General features: G+C 72.1%; 13 protein-coding genes and 1 pseudogene. 7 read left to right on the forward strand and 7 right to left on the reverse strand.

Features of this window, described 5'->3' with window-relative positions; all coding sequences use genetic code 11:
* Positions 1-531: pseudogene (locus Ato02nite_RS46020) on the reverse strand (hypothetical protein); the annotation flags it as partial.
* A 1-nt stretch (position 532) separates the two neighbouring features.
* Between Ato02nite_RS46020 and Ato02nite_RS46025 the strand changes: the two are divergent.
* On the forward strand, positions 533-1,225 hold the full coding sequence (locus Ato02nite_RS46025) for a histone (protein ID WP_213013060.1): 693 nt from the start codon (positions 533-535) through the stop codon (positions 1,223-1,225).
* 121 nt (positions 1,226-1,346) lie between these two features.
* Positions 1,347-2,768: an RNB domain-containing ribonuclease gene (locus Ato02nite_RS46030; RefSeq protein WP_213013061.1), complete on the forward strand. Its 1,422-nt coding sequence runs from the start codon at positions 1,347-1,349 to the stop codon at positions 2,766-2,768.
* A gap of 191 nt (positions 2,769-2,959) precedes the next feature.
* On the opposite strand, the gene Ato02nite_RS46035 is transcribed toward Ato02nite_RS46030, so the two are convergent.
* Both Ato02nite_RS46035 and Ato02nite_RS46040 read right to left on the reverse strand, forming a co-directional pair.
* A complete protein-coding gene (locus tag Ato02nite_RS46035) occupies positions 2,960-3,385 on the reverse strand; it encodes a DUF350 domain-containing protein (protein ID WP_203807211.1) in 426 nt (141 codons plus the stop codon).
* A 53-nt stretch (positions 3,386-3,438) separates the two neighbouring features.
* The gene (locus tag Ato02nite_RS46040; RefSeq protein WP_203807213.1) at positions 3,439-4,791 is read right to left on the reverse strand and encodes a glutamine synthetase family protein; all 1,353 of its coding nucleotides are present in this window, start codon (positions 4,789-4,791) and stop codon (positions 3,439-3,441) included.
* 121 nt (positions 4,792-4,912) lie between these two features.
* Between Ato02nite_RS46040 and Ato02nite_RS46045 the strand changes: the two genes are divergently transcribed.
* Complete coding sequence (locus Ato02nite_RS46045; RefSeq protein ID WP_213013062.1) at positions 4,913-6,697, forward strand: NAD+ synthase; 1,785 nt, start codon at positions 4,913-4,915, stop codon at positions 6,695-6,697.
* A gap of 138 nt (positions 6,698-6,835) precedes the next feature.
* Positions 6,836-7,666: a 3-methyl-2-oxobutanoate hydroxymethyltransferase gene (gene panB, locus Ato02nite_RS46050; protein ID WP_213013063.1), complete on the forward strand. Its 831-nt coding sequence runs from the start codon at positions 6,836-6,838 to the stop codon at positions 7,664-7,666.
* Between the two features lie 605 nt (positions 7,667-8,271).
* Here the strand turns inward: panB and Ato02nite_RS46055 are convergent.
* On the reverse strand, positions 8,272-9,423 hold the full coding sequence (locus tag Ato02nite_RS46055; protein WP_213013064.1) for a low temperature requirement protein A: 1,152 nt from the start codon (positions 9,421-9,423) through the stop codon (positions 8,272-8,274).
* A gap of 38 nt (positions 9,424-9,461) precedes the next feature.
* On the opposite strand from Ato02nite_RS46055, the gene Ato02nite_RS46060 reads away from it, so the two are divergent.
* The gene (locus Ato02nite_RS46060) at positions 9,462-10,157 is read left to right on the forward strand and encodes a helix-turn-helix transcriptional regulator (RefSeq protein WP_213013065.1); all 696 of its coding nucleotides are present in this window, start codon (positions 9,462-9,464) and stop codon (positions 10,155-10,157) included.
* Here Ato02nite_RS46060 and Ato02nite_RS46065 read toward each other — a convergent pair.
* Entirely contained in the window at positions 10,154-10,525 is a 372-nt protein-coding gene (locus tag Ato02nite_RS46065) for a VOC family protein (protein ID WP_213013066.1), read from the reverse strand. The genes Ato02nite_RS46060 and Ato02nite_RS46065 overlap by 4 nt on opposite strands.
* Before the next feature lie 104 nt (positions 10,526-10,629).
* Between Ato02nite_RS46065 and Ato02nite_RS46070 the strand changes: the two genes are divergently transcribed.
* The gene (locus tag Ato02nite_RS46070) at positions 10,630-11,415 is read left to right on the forward strand and encodes a type 1 glutamine amidotransferase (RefSeq protein WP_213013067.1); all 786 of its coding nucleotides are present in this window, start codon (positions 10,630-10,632) and stop codon (positions 11,413-11,415) included.
* Between the two features lies 1 nt (position 11,416).
* Entirely contained in the window at positions 11,417-14,422 is a 3,006-nt protein-coding gene (locus Ato02nite_RS46075) for a bifunctional [glutamine synthetase] adenylyltransferase/[glutamine synthetase]-adenylyl-L-tyrosine phosphorylase (protein WP_213013068.1), read from the forward strand.
* Here the strand turns inward: Ato02nite_RS46075 and Ato02nite_RS46080 are convergent.
* Together Ato02nite_RS46080 and Ato02nite_RS46085 are read right to left on the reverse strand one after the other, a co-directional pair.
* Positions 14,365-16,419, reverse strand: a complete 2,055-nt coding sequence (locus Ato02nite_RS46080; RefSeq protein ID WP_213013069.1) for a HEAT repeat domain-containing protein — start codon at positions 16,417-16,419, stop codon at positions 14,365-14,367. The two genes, Ato02nite_RS46075 and Ato02nite_RS46080, sit on opposite strands and share 58 nt — an antisense overlap.
* An 86-nt stretch (positions 16,420-16,505) precedes the next feature.
* On the reverse strand, positions 16,506-17,597 hold the full coding sequence (locus tag Ato02nite_RS46085) for a Glu/Leu/Phe/Val dehydrogenase dimerization domain-containing protein (RefSeq protein WP_213013070.1): 1,092 nt from the start codon (positions 17,595-17,597) through the stop codon (positions 16,506-16,508).
* Between the last annotated feature and the right edge of the window lie 58 nt (positions 17,598-17,655).

Raw genomic sequence — 17,655 nt, forward strand, 5'->3', positions numbered from 1 at the left:
GGCAGCGAAGAGCGCGACGAAAGCCACCGCAGCGAAGAGCGCGGCCAGGACGGCGGCGGTGAAGAGCGCGGCGACGAAGTCGACGGCGACACGGGCGGCGGCGGCGAAGACGGCGGCCAAGAAGGCGCCGGCCACCAAGGCCGTTGCGAAGAAGGCGCCGGCCACGAAGTCGGCTGCCAAGAAAGCTCCGGCGACGGCCGCCACCGCCCGGTCCGCGGCGGCGAAGACGGCCGGCCGGGCCGCGAAGGCGAGCGCCGGCGCGGCCACCTCGGCGACCGCGGCCCGCTCGGCGGCGAACCGGGCCGAGGCCAAGACGGCGACGGCCAACCGGGGCGCCGCGAAGGCGGCCGGCGGCCGGTCCGCGACGGCTTCGGCGAACCGCGGCGCGGCCCGCTCGGCCGGCGCGGCATCCTCGAAGACGGCGTCCGCGAACCGGGCGGCGGCTCGCGCGGCGGCCGGTTCGAACTCGTCCAAGACGGCGTCGGCCAACCGGGCGGCGGCTCGCGCGGCCTCCGGTACGAACTCGTCCAAGATGGCGTCCGCGAACCGGGCCGCCGCGAAGTCGGCGAACTCGTCCGCCTCCAAGCTGGCCGCGGCCAACCGGGGCGCGGCCAAGTCGGCGAACTCGTCCGCCTCGAAGATGGCGGCCGCCAACCGCAGCGCCGCGAAGTCGGCCGCCAACCGGGCCGCCACCGAGGCGGCCACGAAGGTCGCCACGCCGAAGGCGGCCCGGACGGCCGCGTCGCGGACCACCAAGGCCACCGCGGCCAAGACCGCGACCAAGGCCGCGACCACCGCGGCGAAGGCGGCCAAGACCGCAGCCAAGGCCGCGGCGACCAAGTCGGCGGCGACGAAGGCCGCGGCGACGACGACGGCGGCCACCAAGGCGGCGGCCGCGAAGAAGGCGGTGGCCAAGAAGGCTCCGGCCGCGAAGACGGCCGGCACCAGGGCGTCGGCGGTCAAGTCGGCGTCGGCGAAGGCCGCGGCGGCCGGTTCGATGGCGGCCAAGGCGGCCAACACGGCAACCCGGGCGGCCAAGACGACCGCCCGCGCCAAGGCGACCAACGCCGGCCGGGCGGCGGCAACGCCCAAGAACTCGGCCACCAACGCCGCCAAGGTCGCGAAGGCCACCACGGCGGCCGCGGCCCGCACGGCCGCAGCCGGGAACACTCCGGCCGCAGCCCGCAAGACCGCGTCCCGCAAGGTGGCAGCAAAGCGAGCCTGACCCGCAGCTCCTCTCCGATGGCCACGCCGACCGGCGTGGCCATCGGCGTTTGAGTCACCCGTTGATCGGCCCGGCTGTGTGGATGGCGGGCGGTCGGGGTGGGAGCTGGTAGGAATGGGGCGTGCCGATCAAACGGGTTTGGGCTCCGCAGATTGACTTCTCGGTTTTGCGGCGGGAGCTGCGACTGCCGGGGGATTTCTCGGCGGAGGTGGTTGCCGAGGCGGACGCCGCGGCTCGGGAGGTCCGGGTGGCGGCGGTCGATCGGACCGACGTGCCGTTCGTGACGGTGGATCCGGCCTCCTCGCGGGACCTTGACCAGGCCATGTGCCTCGAGCGGCGCGGTGGTGGTGGCTACCGGGTTCGGTATGCCATTGCCGATGTCGCCGCGTTCGTCCGGGCCGACGGTGTGCTGGCCGCGGAGACCTGGGTTCGGGGGCAGACCGTCTATCTGCCGGACGGGCGGATTCCCCTGCATCCCGCGGTGCTCAGCGAAGGGGCGGCCAGTCTGCTGCCGGACGTGGAGCGGCCCGCCGTCCTCTGGACGATCGACCTCGACTCGGACGGCGCGATCGTGGCCGTCGAGTTGGAGCGGGCGCGGGTTCGCAGCCGGGCCAAGCTGGACTACGTGGGGGTGCAGCAGCAGGTCGACGCCGGGAACGCGCCGGAGTCGCTCGCGCTGCTGCCGGAACTCGGGGCGCTGCTGGCGGCGCGGGCCGCGGCCCGCGGCGCGGTCAACCTTCCGCTGCCGGAGCAGGAGGTCGAGCGGGACGGTGCCGGTTGGCGACTGGTGCTGCGGGCGCCACTTCCGGTCGAGGAGCACAACGCGCAGATCTCGCTGCTCACCGGGATGGCCGCGGCCGAGCTGATGCTGCGGGGCGGTGTCGGGCTGCTGCGCACCATGCCGTCGCCCAAGCCGGAGGCGGTGGACAAGCTACGGGCCGCGGCCGGGTCGCTCGGAGTGGCCTGGCCGGGCGGCGCCTCGGTGGGGGCCGTGGTCGCGGCCGTGGACCCGGGTTCGCCGCGCGGGGCGGCCTTCCTCGACCAGGCCGCCGAGCTGTTACGGGGTGCGGCCTACACGCCGTTCGACGGAGCGGCGCCGGCCGAGACCGGGCACGGCGGGGTGGGAGCGCCGTACGCGCACGTCACGGCGCCGCTGCGGCGACTGGCCGACCGTTTCGCCACCGAGGTGTGCCTGGCGCTCACGGCCGGCACGGCGGTGCCGGAGTGGGCTCGGGAGGCACTGCCGAAACTGCCCAAGGCGATGGCGGACACCGACCGGCTGGCGGGGGCGGCGAACCGCGGGGCCATCGACCTGGCCGAGGCGGTGCTGCTGCACGGGCGGGTCGGCGAGACCTTCGAGGCAGGCGTGGTCGACTGCGACGGTCCGGGACGCAACCGGCCGGCGGGCGGCACGGTGGCCCTCGACGATCCGGCGGTGCGGGCCCGCTGCCTGGGCGACCTGCCGCTGGGCGAGCGCATCCAGGTGCGCCTCACGATCGCCGACCCCGCAACCCGCAAGGTCGAGTTCGAGCACGCCGGCTGAGGTCACCCCCGCTCACCGCGCCGCCGACGCTGAGCGCGGTGCCGCGCACCGTCTGCCGGCACTGCCCGGCCGGCGGGCTGGGGCAGGTTGGGTGGGCCGCCGGGACGGCCCGGATGGGGCGGCACGGAGGGTGAGTGGGCACTGCCCGGCCCGTGGACCACGGGACCGGGCATCGCCGTATTTATATGATTTTAGGAAATGCAGGCGCAGATGATCAGCGCGGCGCCGAAATGGGACGCGGCTGACACCATGGCGCCGCCGTGGCGGTCGGGGGTGCAGATGACTTCGCCCAGTTTTCCGGGGGTCATCCAATCGAGCACCAGGAACGCCAGGCCCATTACCACGATGCCGACCAGGCCGAAGATTACCGTTGAGGCCAGGCCTCGGCCGAATGAGTCGTAGCTGGTGAAGATCGCGGTGAAGACGATCAGGGCGATTCCCAGCTGGTTGGCGGCCAGCAGCAGGGAAGCGTTGGGGTTGCGATCGGTCCAGATCAGGTCCCGGAGTTTGCCGGGCGTGAGCAGGTCGATCAGGACATATCCGACGGCCATCAGGCCGATGCCTACGAGTCCGAAAACGATGCTGCGGCCAGCACCCTCGAGCAGATCTTGCAGCACGGTCTCTCCTTAACAGAGGTCAGGAGAGACCGTACAAGAACAACTCGACCCGTTTACAGAGCGCCCAGATAACGCTGCCGCTCGTATGGCGTTACCTCGCGCCGGTATTGCTCCCATTCGGCCTGCTTGTTACGCAGGAAGAAGTCGAAGACGTGCTCGCCGAGGACCTCGGCGACCAGCTCGGACTTGCTCATCACGTCGATCGCCTCGGAGAGGTTTTCCGGGAGCGCCTCGTAGCCCATCGCCTTGCGCTCGGCCGGGGACATCGACCAGACGTCGTCCTCGGCGCCGGGCGGCAGCTCGTAGCCCTCCTCGATGCCCTTCAGGCCGGCCCCGAGCATGACCGCGAAGGCCAGGTAGGGGTTGGTCGCGGAGTCGATCGAGCGGACCTCGACGCGGGCCGAGTTGGGCTTGCCGAACGCGGGGACCCGGACCAGGGCGCTGCGGTTGAGGTGGCCCCAGCTGACGAACGCGGGGGACTCGGTGATCGCGTTGGGCAGCTGGAGCGGGAAGAGGCGCTTGTAGGAGTTGACCCACTGGTTGGTGACCGCGGTGTATTCCCGCGCGTGCACCAGCAGGCCGGCGATGAACGCGCGGGCCGTCTTGGACAGTTTCTGCGGGTCGTCGTTGTCGTAGAACGCGTTGCGCTCGCCCTCGAACAGCGACAGGTGGGTGTGCATGCCGCTGCCGGGCTGGTCGGTGTAGGGCTTCGGCATGAAGGTGGCCCGCACCCCCTGGGAGAGCGCCACCTCCTTGACCACGTGCCGGAACGTCATGATGTTGTCGGCGGTGCTCAGCGCGTCGGCGTAGCGCAGGTCGATCTCCTGCTGGCCGGGGGCGACCTCGTGGTGACTGAACTCGACCGAGATGCCGATCCGCTCCAGCGCGAGCACGGCTTGCCGGCGGAAGTCGCGGGCCACCGAGTGGGTGGTGTGGTCGAAGTAGCCGCCGGTGTCGACCGGGACCGGCAGGCTGCCGTCCAGCGGGCCGTCCTGGATCAGGAAGAACTCGACCTCGGGGTGGGTGTAGAAGGTGAAGCCCTTCTCGGCCGCCTTGGCCAGCGCGCGGCGCAGCACGTGCCGCGGGTCGGCCCAGGCGGCGCTGCCGTCGGGCAGCAGGATGTCGCAGAACATCCGGGCGCTCTCGCCGGAGACGCCGCCCTCGAACGGGAAGACCTGGAACGTGGTGGGGTCGGGCATGGCGACCATGTCCGACTCGTAGACCCGGGCGAAGCCCTCGATCGCCGAGCCGTCGATGCCCATGCCCTCCTCGAAGGCGGACTCGAGCTCGGCCGGCGCCACCGAGACGCTCTTCAGGGTGCCCAGCACATCGGTGAACCAGAGCCGGACAAAACGGATATCGCGCTCCTCGAGAGTGCGAAGCACGAACTCCTGCTGTCGGTCCACGTTCACTCCTGGTAGTGGGGCCTTGACAAGCCAGTCTTCCCCGGCGTCATTACGCCGAGATTACGCTGCGCGGGGGCTGCCGCGGGGTGCCGGGGTCGCTCTCTGGGGAAGAATAAGCGGCATGCCCACGCTTCGGATCGCCCTGGCTCAGGTGAACTCGACGGTCGGCGACATCGCCGGCAACTCGGCTGCGGTGCGCCGCTGGTCGCGGGAGGCCGCTGAGGCGGGGGCGCAGCTCGTTGCCTTTCCCGAGATGATGCTGACCGGTTATCCGATCGAGGATCTGGTGTTCCGGGACTCGTTCGTGGCCGCTTCCCGGGCCGGCGTCGATCAGCTCGCCGCCGACCTCGCCGCCGACGGTCTGGGTGATCTGGCGGTCGTGGTCGGTTATGTGGATGCCGACGGGCCGGCGGCCACCAGCGCCGAGGCCACCCCCGGGCGCGGGCGGCGGGACGCGTCGGCGCTGCTCTTCGGGGGCAAGGTGGCGGCTCGCTACTTCAAGCACCACCTGCCCAACTACGGAGTCTTCGACGAGGATCGGTACTTCGAGCCGGGCGACTCACTGACCGTGGTGCGGTTCGGCGGAGTCGATGTCGCCCTCACCGTATGCGAGGACATCTGGCAGGCCGGTGGGCCGTTCACGGCGGCCCGGCGGGCCGGGGCGGGGCTGGTGCTCAACATCAACGCCTCGCCGTACGAGCTGAACAAGGACGACGTCCGGCTGCCGCTGGTGATGCGGCGGGCCGCCGAGGCCGGGGCGACCGTGGCCTACGTCAACGCCGTCGGCGCCCAGGACGAGTTGGTCTTCGACGGCGACTCGATGATCGTGACGGCGCACGGTGAGCTGCTCACCCGGGCCGGGCAGTTCACCGAGGAACTGCTGATCCACGACCTGCCGCTGCCGGCCGCCGATGCTCAGCCCAACAAAGCGGAAAAAACCGACGCGGCGCCGTTGCCGATCGTGGAGCAGTGGATCTCGCATGACATGGAGATCGAACGGGTTTCGCTGGCCGCCGAGCCGCATCCGAGTCGCCGGGACAAAAGGGACGGAGGTGTCGCCGATCGGATCGCCGACGAAGCCGAGGTCTGGTCGGCGCTGGTGCTCGGCCTGCGTGACTATGTCAACAAAAATGGATTCAGATCGGTAATTTTCGGGCTATCGGGCGGCATCGACTCGGCGGTAGTCGCGGCGATCGCGGTGGACGCGCTGGGCCCCTCCCGAGTGTTCGCCGTCTCGATGCCCAGTGGCTACTCCTCTGCACACTCCCGCGACGACGCAGCCGAGCTCGCGAAACGGACCGGCATCGACTACCGGACCGAACCGATCCAGCCGATGGTCGACGGCTTCCTCGCCAACATGGCCCTCTCCGGGCTCGCGGTGGAGAACCTCCAGGCCCGGGTCCGCGGCGTCATCCTGATGGCGCTGTCGAACCAGGAGGGCCACCTCGTGCTCACCACCGGTAACAAGAGTGAGCTCGCGGTGGGTTACTCCACGCTGTACGGCGACTCGGTGGGCGGCTTCAACCCGCTCAAGGACGTGCCCAAGACGATGGTGTGGCAGCTGGCCCGCTGGCGGAACACCCAGGGCGACCCGCCGATCCCGGAGAACTCGATCACCAAGGCGCCGAGCGCCGAGCTGCGGCCCGACCAGAAGGACTCCGACTCGCTGCCCGACTACGCGGTGCTTGATCCGATCATCAAAGGGTATGTGGATGACGATCTGGGCCGGGACGCGCTGATCGAGGCGGGCAACGATCCGGCCCTGGTAGACCGCGTGCTGAGGCTGGTTGACCTGGCCGAATACAAGCGCCGCCAGTCCGCCCCCGGGCCCAAGATCTCCGGCAAGGCGTTCGGGCGGGACCGCCGCCTGCCCATTACGAACAGGTTTCGGGAAGGTGGCCTTTAGGCGCGTTTTGGGCGGTGGGTGGGGCGGCGGACGTGTGTGAAAACCTCCACACACCCCTGACTTTCGGCCCTTTCCCGGTGCGACCATTGGCCACACCCGGGGACCGCAGCCGAGCGGCCTCGAGGGAAGGAGAAGGCAATGCAGGAGATTCCCACCCTGTATGGCGGGCCGGCCACGCGACGCGTGCGCACCCGTGATCTCATCGCCGCCAAGTCCCGCGGCGACCGCTGGCCGATGCTGACCGCCTACGACCAGTACACCGCGTCGATCTTCGACCAGAACGGCGTACCGGTCCTGCTGGTCGGTGACTCCGCCGCCAACAACGTGTTCGGCCACGAGACCACCCTGCCGATCACCGTCGACGAGCTGCTTCCGCTGGTCCGGGCGGTGGTGCGGGCCACCAAGACCGCGCTGGTCGTCGCCGATCTGCCGTTCGGCAGCTACGAGGAGGGCCCCACCCAGGCCCTGCGCACCGCCGTCCGGTTCATGAAGGAGGGCGGCGCGCACGCGGTCAAGCTCGAGGGCGGCCGCCGGGTGGCCCCGCAGATCGAGGCGCTCACCGGCGCCGGCATCCCGGTCATGGCGCACATCGGCTTCACCCCGCAGAGCGAGCACACGCTGGGCGGATACCGCGTGCAGGGCCGCGAGAACGACGGCGCCGAGATCCTCGCCGACGCCCACGCGGTGACCGAGGCGGGCGCGTTCGCGGTGGTCCTCGAGATGGTCCCCGGCGAGGTAGCCAAGACCGTCACCAAGGAACTGCCGATCCCCACCGTGGGCATCGGCGCCGGCCCCGACACCGACGCCCAGGTGCTGGTCTGGCAGGACATGGCCGGCCTGCGCACCGGCCGCATGCCCCGCTTCGTGAAGCAGTACGCCGACTTGGCCGGCGCACTGGGCGAGGCGACGCGCCAATTCGCCGCCGAGGTCCGCGGCGGCGAGTTCCCCACCGCGGAACACACTTTCTGAGCAAGGTCACGCTGGGTGGTTTGGTCGCGCTGGGCGGTCGGGTCGCGCTGGGAGGTTTGGTCGCGCTGGGCCGCCCGGTCACGCTCAGCGATCGGGACACGCTGAGCGGTTCGGTCGGGCTGGGCTTTAGGTTGGGCTGAGCGGTTCGGTCGCGCTGGCGGCCAAATCCTTGTAAGTACGGCATTGCCCGGTCCCGTGGTCGACGGGCCGGGCGGTGCCCGCGGCTCGCGATGTATGGGTCCGCAGCCCTCGGCCAGATCTTGTGGATCTGCTGCGCGGCCCGAACAGGAAGTCTCCAAGGTCGAACCGAGCCGCGTTCCCGGCGCCCGACATATACATCATGTCAGTTCATTCTGTCAGGCGGCGACTCAGAATGCGGAAGCGCTGCCCACGAGACGGACAAGCGCCACCATGCGGGACGTGGGCTCAGGATCCGAGACCGGCGATCACTATCTGGGAGCCTTGCCCGGGAGATCGCCGCCGCCCGCGAGGCCCTCGCCCACGAGCATCCGGTGCCGGTGCCGGTGCCGGTGCCGGTGCCGGTGCGAGGCGTGCAGGCGGGGCGTGTGGGGGCGCCGGGCGTGCGGGGCGCCGGGCGTGTGGGGTTACTCCTGGGTGGTGGTGCGGCCGAAATCGCTGATTGCGGTGCGGCCGGTTCGGCGTACCTCTGGGAGGTCCTCGATTATTGCGGCGCCTACCAGGATGGCTAGGACCGTGGCCAGTTGGGCTATTGCCAGCATGTGGCCGATCGGGATGGCGGCCAGGATCACCGCGGCCGCGGCCAGTCGGTGGTAGACGCCGCGCAGGCGCAGTAGCGCCAGGAAACCGGCGTGCCCGAGCAAGTAGATCGCCACCCCGCCGCTGAGCGCGATGGCCTGCTCCCAGTGCAGGGCCTCGAACGCGTGCCCGACGGTCTTCTTGATGCCGACCGCGGTGATCAGGATGCCCAGCAGGATCGGGTAGTGGGCGTAACCCCACGCGTTCAGGGCCAGCCGGGCGCGGCGGGCCGGCTCGGTCACGGCGGCCAGCGCGTGGGCGGCTCGGGCGTCGTCCCCGGCGAAGTAGAACCACCACAGGTAGTAGGCCACGCAGAGGGCCAGCACCGCGGTGAGGGCCGCGCCGCCGTCCAGGTGGACGCCGTGGAAGCCGGCGCCGATGGAGAGGATCGACTCGCCGATCGCGATGATCACGACCAGGCCGTGCCGCTCGGCGAAGTGGCCGGCCGCGATCGTGTGCATCTCGGCTCGGTGCAGGTAGCCGCCGGCGATCTGCAGGATCGGGGCGAGCAGCCAGAGCAGGTGCCGCCACGGCTCGTCGACCAGGCTGCCGGCCAGCACGAGCAGGGCGGCCACGATGTTCAGCGGGGTGAGCACCTTCATCGCGTCGCGCGCGCCCGGGCCGGCGGTGCGGAACAGCGCCGAGTGCACCACGTTGACCACGAGATAGCTGACGCCGAACAGCCAGCCGTACTCGCCGAAGGCCTCCGGGGCGGCCAGCGCCATGACCAGGAACCCGGCCATGCCGGTGAGCAGCAGGGTGCGCCGGGTCGTCGAGTTGGGCGCGACGGCGTTGGTCAGCCAGGCGTAGCCCGAGTACATCCACCAGACCAGGGCCAGGATCAGCAGCACGTTGCCGAGCGTGCCGAGGTTCATCTCCTCGCCGAGCGTCTCGGACAGCTGGGTGATGGTGAACACGAAGACGAGGTCGAAGAACAATTCCAACGTCGACACCCGTACGGCGGCCGTGGGCTCGGACATGGCGGCATTTTGTCGTACGGCCGCCGTACGGTGCCAGCGTGAATCGGACCGATCGTCTCTACGCCCTCGTCGAGGAGCTTCGTGCGGTCGCGCCGCGGCCGCGCAGCGCGCGCTGGCTGGCCGCGCGGTTCGAGGTGAGCGTGCGCACCGTCGAGCGGGACATCTCGGCGTTGCAGCAGTCCGGCACGCCGGTCTACGCCGAGCCGGGCCGCACCGGCGGTTACTGCCTCGACAAGCAGCACACCCTGCCGCCGGTCAACTTCACCCCGAGCGAGGCGGTGGCGATGGCGGTGGGGCTGCACGGGCTGGCCGGTTCGCCGTTCCACGGGGCCGCGGCGGCCGCGCTGCGCAAGCTCGTCGCCGCGATGCACGCCGATGACGTGGCCCGGGCCCGGCAGATCGCCGACCGGGTGCGCCTGGTCGACGGCCCGGTCACGGCCGAGATGCCGCGCCTGGTGGCCGACGCGCTCTCGGTGCGGCGGGTGCTGCGCATCCGCTACGCCGACAAGACCGGCGCGGGCTCGGTGCGCGAGATCGAGCCGCTCGCGTTCGTCGGCATGCCCACGTATTGGTACCTGGTGGCCTACTGCCGCCTGCGCCGGTCGATGCGGGTCTTCCGCACCGACCGGATCACCTCGGTCGCGGTGACCGCCGAGGTCCCGCCCCCGCGCGAGCTCCGGCCCGGCGATCTGGACGTGCCGGGCGACAAGATGAGCGCGCTCAGCCTCGTCTAGTCGTGCTGGGGGGTGTAGACGCCGATGTGGTTGCCGCTCGGGTCGAGCAGGTGGGCGAAGACCAGGCCGCCGCCACCGTCGCGCGGCGCGACCAGGATCTTGCCGCCGGCCGCCTCGGCCTTCCGGCAGGTCTCGGCGGTGTCGGCCACGTTGACGAAGAAGATGGCGTGGCTTCCCGGCCCGTCGCCCGACGTGTCGGCGAGGCCGCCGCCCGGGCGGTCCGCTCCCGGCGTGCTGATCAGGCGGTAACCGGGTGTGTCGTCGTCGTTGCCGAAGCTCCAGCCGAAGACGTCGCCGTAGAAACGCTCGGCCGCGGCGGGCTGGTCGGTGCCGATCTGGAACCAGTCGACCTGGTTGGTTGCGGGCATCGTGGTGCTCCTTCTCGGTGGAAAGCTGATGGGTCCACCCTCGGGGGCGGTAGCGACAGCCTCCTGTCGGTGTTTCCGGGCGAACGTGGGACTAGCCTCGGGGCGTGGGAACCGCACTTGTCATCGAGAACGACCCGTCCGACGACGCGCGCCGGCTGGGGGACTGGCTGACCGAGGCCGGCCTCGAGCTGACCGTGTTGCGACCGCACGCCGGGGACGCCCTGCCCGAGACGCTCGACGACTACCTGGCCCTGGTGGTGCTGGGTGGCGATCAGAACGCCTACGCGGCGCCGGACGGCACCCCGGGAGCGCCGTGGTTCGCCGAGCTGGAGGGTCTGCTGCGCAAGGCGGTCCGCAACCGGGTGCCCACCCTCGCGATCTGCCTCGGCGCCCACCTGCTGGCCCAGGCGCACGGCGGCCTCGTCGAGCGCAGCACGTCCGGCCCCGAGATCGGGCCCGGCCTGGTCGGCAAGCGCGACGCCACCGACAACGACCCGCTGTTCAAGTGGGTGCCGCTGATCCCCGACGTGATCCAGTGGCACCGTGACGAGATCACCGAGCTGCCGCTGCGGGCGGTGCTGCTCGCCGCGTCGAGCCGCTACCCCAACCAGGCGTTCCGGATCGGCGACCGGGCCTGGGCGGTGCAGTTCCACATCGAGTGCGACATCCCGATGATCGAGGCGTGGGCGGCGAGCGACGCGGCCACCCTCGACGAGCTCGGCTACGACGCCGAGGCGGTGATCTACGCGGTGGCCGAGATCCTGCCCGACGTCGAGGAGGTGTGGCAGCCGTTCGCGGCCCGGTTCGCCGCGCTCGCGCTGGGCACGCTGCCCGACGCCGACATACCCAACCCCGGCAACACCCGCACCTTGCCGCTGCTGGGGCAGTGAGGTGACCCGGCCCAGTCGGCTCGCCCGGTACGGCTTCGCCGACAACGGTGCCCGCGCCGCCGACCTGCTCGGGCCGACCGGCCTGCGACTGTGGGACGCCGAGGCGCAGAACCCGACCGGCACCGACGCGGCCGAGTTGATCCACTCGCTGTCCCGGGCCGCCGACCCCAATCTCGCGCTGCGCCAGCTGCACCGGCTCGTCGACGCGGCCGGCCGGGCCGCCGACCGGGCCAACGGCGGGCCGGCCACCGGCCCGGGCGGCGAGATCAGCACCAACACGGCGACCGACGCGCTGTTCGAGGCGGTCTACCGCGACCACGGCCTGCGGCGGCGGCTCGTGGCCGTGCTCGGCGCGTCCTCGGCGCTGGGCGATCACCTGGTCGCCAACCCGGACGACTGGCAGGTCCTCGCGACCGGCAAGACCGGGCTGCCACCCAGTGCCGAGGGGCACCTGGAACTCGAGAGCGACGCGACCGTGCCGGCCCTGCGGCGGGCGTACCGGATCTCGCTGTTGCGCATCGCCGCGGCCGACCTGACCGGCGGTCGGGGACTCGAGCCGACCATGGCGGCGCTGTCCCGGCTGGCCGACGAGACGCTTTCCACGGCGTACGAAATCGCGGTGGCCGGCCTCCCGGAAAGCGCGACCGAACCGCGTCTGGCCGTTGTCGCGATGGGCAAATGCGGCGGCAACGAACTCAACTACGTCTCCGACGTGGATGTCATCTTCGTCGCCGCCGGCGACGAAGATCTGAGCGCCGGCACCACCGTGGCGGCCCGGCTCATCGAGATCTGCGGGCAGGTGGCCTGGCCGGTCGACGCGGCGCTGCGCCCCGAGGGCAGCCGCGGCCCGCTGGTCCGCACGCTCGCCAGCCACCAGGCCTACTACCGGCGGTGGGCCCGCACCTGGGAGTTCCAGGCGCTGCTCAAGGCCCGGCCGGCGGCCGGCGACCTGGCCCTCGCGCAGGAGTGGATCGACGATCTCGCGCCGCTGGTGTGGCACGCGGCCGAGCGGCCCGAGGCGGTCGCCGACGTCCGCGACATGCGTCGCAAGATCATCGACAACCTGCCGCCCGGGCAGCAGGACCGGGAGATCAAGCGCGGGCCGGGTGGTCTGCGCGACATCGAGTTCGCGGTGCAGCTGCTTCAGCTCGTGCACGGCCGGATCGACGAGACGCTGCGCAGCGGCGGCACCCTGCCCGCGCTGCGCGCCCTGGTCGCCGGCGGCTACGTGGGCCGGGAGGACGGCGAGACGCTGCTGCGCGGCTACCGCTTCCTGCGCGGCGTCGAACACCGGCTGCAACTTCAGCAGCTGCGGCGGACCCACACCGTGCCGGACGATCCGGCCGGGCTGCGCTGGCTCGCCGCCTCGCTCGGCTACACCGCACTGCCCGGCCGGGACGCGGTCGAGGCGTTCCGCTCCGACTGGGTCGGGCACGCCGCGCAGGTCCGCCGGCTGCACGTGAAGCTGCTCTACCGGCCGCTGCTGGAAGCGGTGGCCCGGGTGCCGGCCGAGGCGCTGCGGATGACCTCCGAGTCGGCCGCCAAGCGGCTGACCATCCTCGGGTTCGCCGACCCGGCCGCCGCCATCCGCCACCTGCAGGCCCTCACCGGCGGGGTGACCCGCACCGCGGCGATCCAGCGGACCCTGCTGCCGATGCTGCTGCAGGAATTCGCCGACGCCCCCGAACCCGACCGTGGCCTGCTCAACTATCGGCACGTGTCCGACAAACTGGGCAGCACGCCGTGGTACCTGCGGCTGCTGCGCGACGGCGGCCCGGTCGCCCGGCGGCTGGCCCGGGTGCTCAGCCTCTCCCGGTACGCGACCGACCTGCTCACCCGCGACCCGGAGGCGTTGCGGCTGCTTGCCGACGACGCCGAACTACTGCCCCGCAGCCGCGAGTCGCTCATCGTCGGCTTCGCGTCGGCCGCCGAACGGCACTACGACGACCCGGTCAAGGCCACCGTGGCGGTGCGGGCGCTGCGCCGGCGCGAACTGTTCCGGCTGGCCTGCGCCGACATCCTCAGCAAGGCCGGCGAGCTGGCTCCGGCCCAGCCGATCGACGTCGGCAAGCTCGGCATCGCCCTCTCCGACGTCACCGACGCCACCCTCGGTGCCGCGCTGAAGGTGGCCCGGCAGGCCAAGCCCGGCCCGTACGGCATGCGTTTCGCGGTCATCGGGATGGGCCGGCTCGGCGGGTACGAGATGAGCTACCCCTCCGACGCCGACGTGCTATTCGTCTACGACTGTGTGAACTGCCCGGACAGCGAGGCCAGCTCGGCCGCGCACGCCGTCGCCGAGGAACTGCGCCGGATGCTCGCCGCCCCGGCCCCCGACCCGCCGCTCGGCATCGACGCCGACCTGCGCCCTGAGGGCCGGCAGGGGCCGCTGGTCCGCAGCCTCAACGCCTACCAGCAGTACTACGCTCGCTGGTCGAAGGTGTGGGAGGCGCAGGCCCTGATCCGGGCCCGGTTCGTCTGCGGCGACGAAACGCTGGGCCGCGAGTTCGAGCAGCTCGCCGACACCATGCGTTACCCGGCCGGTGGGCTGAGCCGGGAGCAGGTCACCGAGATCCGGCGGATCAAGGCCCGGGTCGAGACCGAGCGGATGCCGCGTGGCGCCGACCCGAACACGCACACCAAGCTGGGCCGGGGCGGGCTGTCCGACGTGGAGTGGGCGGTGCAGCTGCTGCAGTTGCGGCACGCGTACGCGCTGCCCGGCCTGCGCAAGACACAGACCCTCGACGCGCTCGACGCCGCCGTGAAGGCGAAGCTGGTCGACAAGGTGGACGCGGCCGCGATGACGGCCGGCTGGACCCTGGCCGCCCAGGTGCGCAACGCGCTGACCCTGGTGCGCGGCCGTCCCACCGACCAGCTGCCCCGGCACGGCGTCGAACTGGCCGGCACCGTGCAGCTGCTCGGCGGTGGCGATCCGGGCGAGTTCGTCGACCGCTATCTGCGGCTGACCCGCCGCTCCCGGGCCGCGATGGAACGCGTGATGGAGTCCTGAAGTTTCTCGTCGTCGGCCACCTGCGACGACGAGAAGCTGTACTCGTCGGTGCCGGCCCGCCGGACCTCGGCCAGCTCGGCCTCGAACAGCGGGAGAAGGGCGGGGACGCCGCCCGCCTGCTCGGCGATCCGCCGGCGGGCATGCTCGTTGCCGTTCCAGCCCGCCACCAGCGCCGGGGTGGCCGCCTCGGCGTCGCCGGCGATCCGCCAGACGGCGAGCGCCGCGTTGGTCGAGACCCAGCCGGCCTTGCCGGAGGACTCGAGCAACGGCCGGATCTTCTTCAGCAGGCCCCCCGCCGCCGGGCCGATCGCCGCGATCTTCGGCAGGGCGCCCGGTTCCGTCAGGTGGGCACCCAGCACCTCGATCGCCTCCGAACTGGACTCCAGTCGCCACAGCGCCTCGGCCGCGGCCAGCGCGACCGACACGTCATTGCCACGCAGGGCCGCCCGGAGCGCGTCGATCGCCTGATCGCCGCCGATCCGGCCGAGGGCGTCCGCCGTCCAGCTCTTCACCGGCACCGAAAGAATGCGCGGCACCGCCGGCCGGGCCGCGGCACCGCAGAGGGCCAGGGCGGTCGCCAGATCGTCCGGTTCGGCGTCCGACGCGAGGAGCAGGTCCAGGATGCGGTCGGCGTGCTGGGGGAACCCCCGCAACCGCTGGACCGCGTCGCGGGGGTGCTCGGGCCGTTCGACGATCGCGACCAGCGGCTCGAACGCCCGCTCGTCGCCCAGGTCGATCAGCGCGGACAGGGCCGGCGACAGGCTGGGCAGTCCGATCTCGTGATGGACCAGACCATCGCCGCGCGCCACCTGGGCGGCCAGCGCGTCGGCCGCCGGTGCGGAGAGCGGAACCCAGTGGTTGAGTCCTCGCTCCGCCCCCGGGTTCGGCAGCTGGGCAGCGACCAGGTCGACCAGTTCCCGGTAGTCACCCCGCCACCGCTCGATCAGGTGGCCGGCGCCGAAGAGTGCGTCCTGCACGATGTCCGGGTGCGGATCGCGCAGCAACTCGGTGAGGATCGCGGTCCGCTCGGCCACCCGCGGCCCGAGCAGCCGGGCGAAACTGTCGATCGAGCGCGCCACCGCCGGGTTCCGCCGGCCCTGATCGGCCCGCTCCCGGTGGACGCGGATCGCGCCGATCAGGGTGTCGGTCTCGAAGCCGGCCGGCTCGGCGGGTTCGGCCTCCTCCGCGTAGGCGCGCTGCAACAGCTCGGTGATGCCGTCGGTGGGGACCCGCTCCGGCGTGATGTGAGCGGCCGCGATCAGGGCAGCCACCGATGCCGACGCCCGCGGGGCCTCGGCCGCCACACTGATCAGGTGCTCGGCCACGGCCGGGTCGGCGCTGCGCCCGAGCCCCTCGATCATGCCGGTGCGGGCCTCCGGGTCGGATTCGGCGGCGGCCCGGGTGATCAGTACGGCGACACCGTCGCGGTGCAGCGCCAGCAGCTGGGACACGGCCGCCCGCACCTTCGGATCGGGGTCGTCGGCCAGCCCGATGAGCCCCGGCACCGCTTCTTCGATCAGCCGCAGCGAGGCCCGCGCCATCCCGGCCGCGGCGGCTTCGTGCGCTTCGGCTATGCCGGAAATTTCGGCCCTTGTCGGACCGGGCTCGCCGGCCTTGGCCGGGTTGGGGTTGTCCGCCTCGGACTGGCTGGGGTTGTCCGCTTTGGCCGGGCCGAAGTTGTCCGCCCCGGCCGGGGTGGGGTTGCTCACTACCACCGCGCTGCAGTTTTCCGCCACGCTGGCCAGGAATTCCGCGATGCCGGCCCGGCCCGGCAGGGCCGGCGTCCGCAGCGCTTCCAGCAGGAACGGCACCGCGGCCACCGTGGAGTCGTAGACGGAGCCTTGGTGGTGCACGGCGCCGTACATCGCGTCGAGCGCTACCTCCCGCGTGGCCGGATCCGGATCGAGCAGACCGCGCAGCAGCTCGGGCACCCCCTCGGCGGTGCCGTAGGCATGCCGCAGCGCGGCCCAGTCGAGATCGTCCAGCCCCGTGAACACGGGCGCACTCTAGACCGCGTCCGGCCGATCGCGTGGCCCGCAGCGATCTAGAGAGTTGCGGTCAGGAACTCCACAAGATCGCGGGTCTAGGGCAATCTCGCGGCGATCTCGGCTGGGGGGCGGCCCTCGGCGGTGGCCGTGCGCAGCAGTGTGGCGAGGGTGTCGCCGATGGACTCCACCCGGGCGAGGGCCTCCGCCTCGGACTCGTGTCGTAGCTCGACACCGGTGGCGTGGATGATCCCGCCCGCGCTGACCACCTGGTCGGGGGCCCAGAGGATGCCGCGGTCGTGCAGGAGCGTGGCGGTGGGCGGGGCGTCGAGCTGGTTGTTGGCCGGGCCGGCGATCGCCCGGCAGTGCAGGGTGGGCACGCTCGCCGGGGTGAGCAGGCCGCCCATGGCCGCCGGGACCAGCACATCGACGTCGGCGCGAAGGCATTCCCCGGGGCTCGTCCAGGCGGCGTCGAGGTCGGTGGCGACGGACCGCCTGGCCGGGTCGATGTCGCTCACGACCAGCCGGGCACCGGCCGCCGCCAGCAGGCGCGCCACGTGGCCGCCGACCCGGCCCAGGCCGAGGACCGCGAAGCTGTGTCCCGATAGATCGGGCGAGCCGAACAGCTCGGTGCAGATGGCCCGCAGAGCGGCGATCGTGCCGATCGCCGTGGCCGGGGAGGAGTCGCCGCTGCCGCCGCGCTCCACCGGACGGCAGAAGACGTGCTCGGTGCGCTCGCCGATGGTGACCATGTCGTCCGGGCCGGTTCCCACGTCGGGGCCGGTCGCGTAGGCACCGCCCAGCTCGGCGATGACGACACCGACGTCGTGCAGCGCAGCGCGGCGCAACTCGGGGCCGACCGAGCCGGGCACGCCGACCGGGCCGACCGAGCCGACCGAGCCGTCCGCGCCGACCGAGCCGTCCGGGCCGACCGGGTCGACCGCGGCGGGAGCGGGCGGGAGGGCGATCACTGTTTTGCCGCCGCCGTTGGGGAGCCCGGCCAGGGCGCACTTGGTGGTCATCGCGGCCGACAAGCGCAGGGCGTCGGCCAGGCCGTCCCGCCAGTCGGGGTAGGTGGCCATCCGGCAACCGCCGATTGCCTGGCCCCGGGCGGTGGAGTGGATCGCCACGATGATGGGCAGGCCGGATTCCGGGCCCCGGCGCACGACCACCCGCTCATGCGAGAACATTGCTTTCCTCCGTACAGTTGCTTGATGCAGTGAGCGAAAGCTAAGCGCCTGGCTGGAG

The sequence above is a fragment of the Paractinoplanes toevensis genome, from assembly GCF_018332695.1.
Lineage (GTDB): Bacteria > Actinomycetota > Actinomycetes > Mycobacteriales > Micromonosporaceae > Actinoplanes > Actinoplanes toevensis.

Bases quoted from the DNA above. Each gene is read 5' to 3' on its own strand.
- Ato02nite_RS46025 (WP_213013060.1), top strand. From the start codon at position 533: ATGGCGTCCGCGAACCGGGCCGCCGCGAAGTCGGCGAACTCGTCCGCC.
- Ato02nite_RS46045 (WP_213013062.1), top strand. From the start codon at position 4,913: ATGCCCACGCTTCGGATCGCCCTGGCTCAGGTGAACTCGACGGTCGGC.
- panB (WP_213013063.1), top strand. From the start codon at position 6,836: ATGCAGGAGATTCCCACCCTGTATGGCGGGCCGGCCACGCGACGCGTG.
- Ato02nite_RS46055 (WP_213013064.1), bottom strand. From the start codon at position 9,423: ATGTCCGAGCCCACGGCCGCCGTACGGGTGTCGACGTTGGAATTGTTC.
- Ato02nite_RS46065 (WP_213013066.1), bottom strand. From the start codon at position 10,525: ATGCCCGCAACCAACCAGGTCGACTGGTTCCAGATCGGCACCGACCAG.
- Ato02nite_RS46085 (WP_213013070.1), bottom strand. From the start codon at position 17,597: ATGTTCTCGCATGAGCGGGTGGTCGTGCGCCGGGGCCCGGAATCCGGC.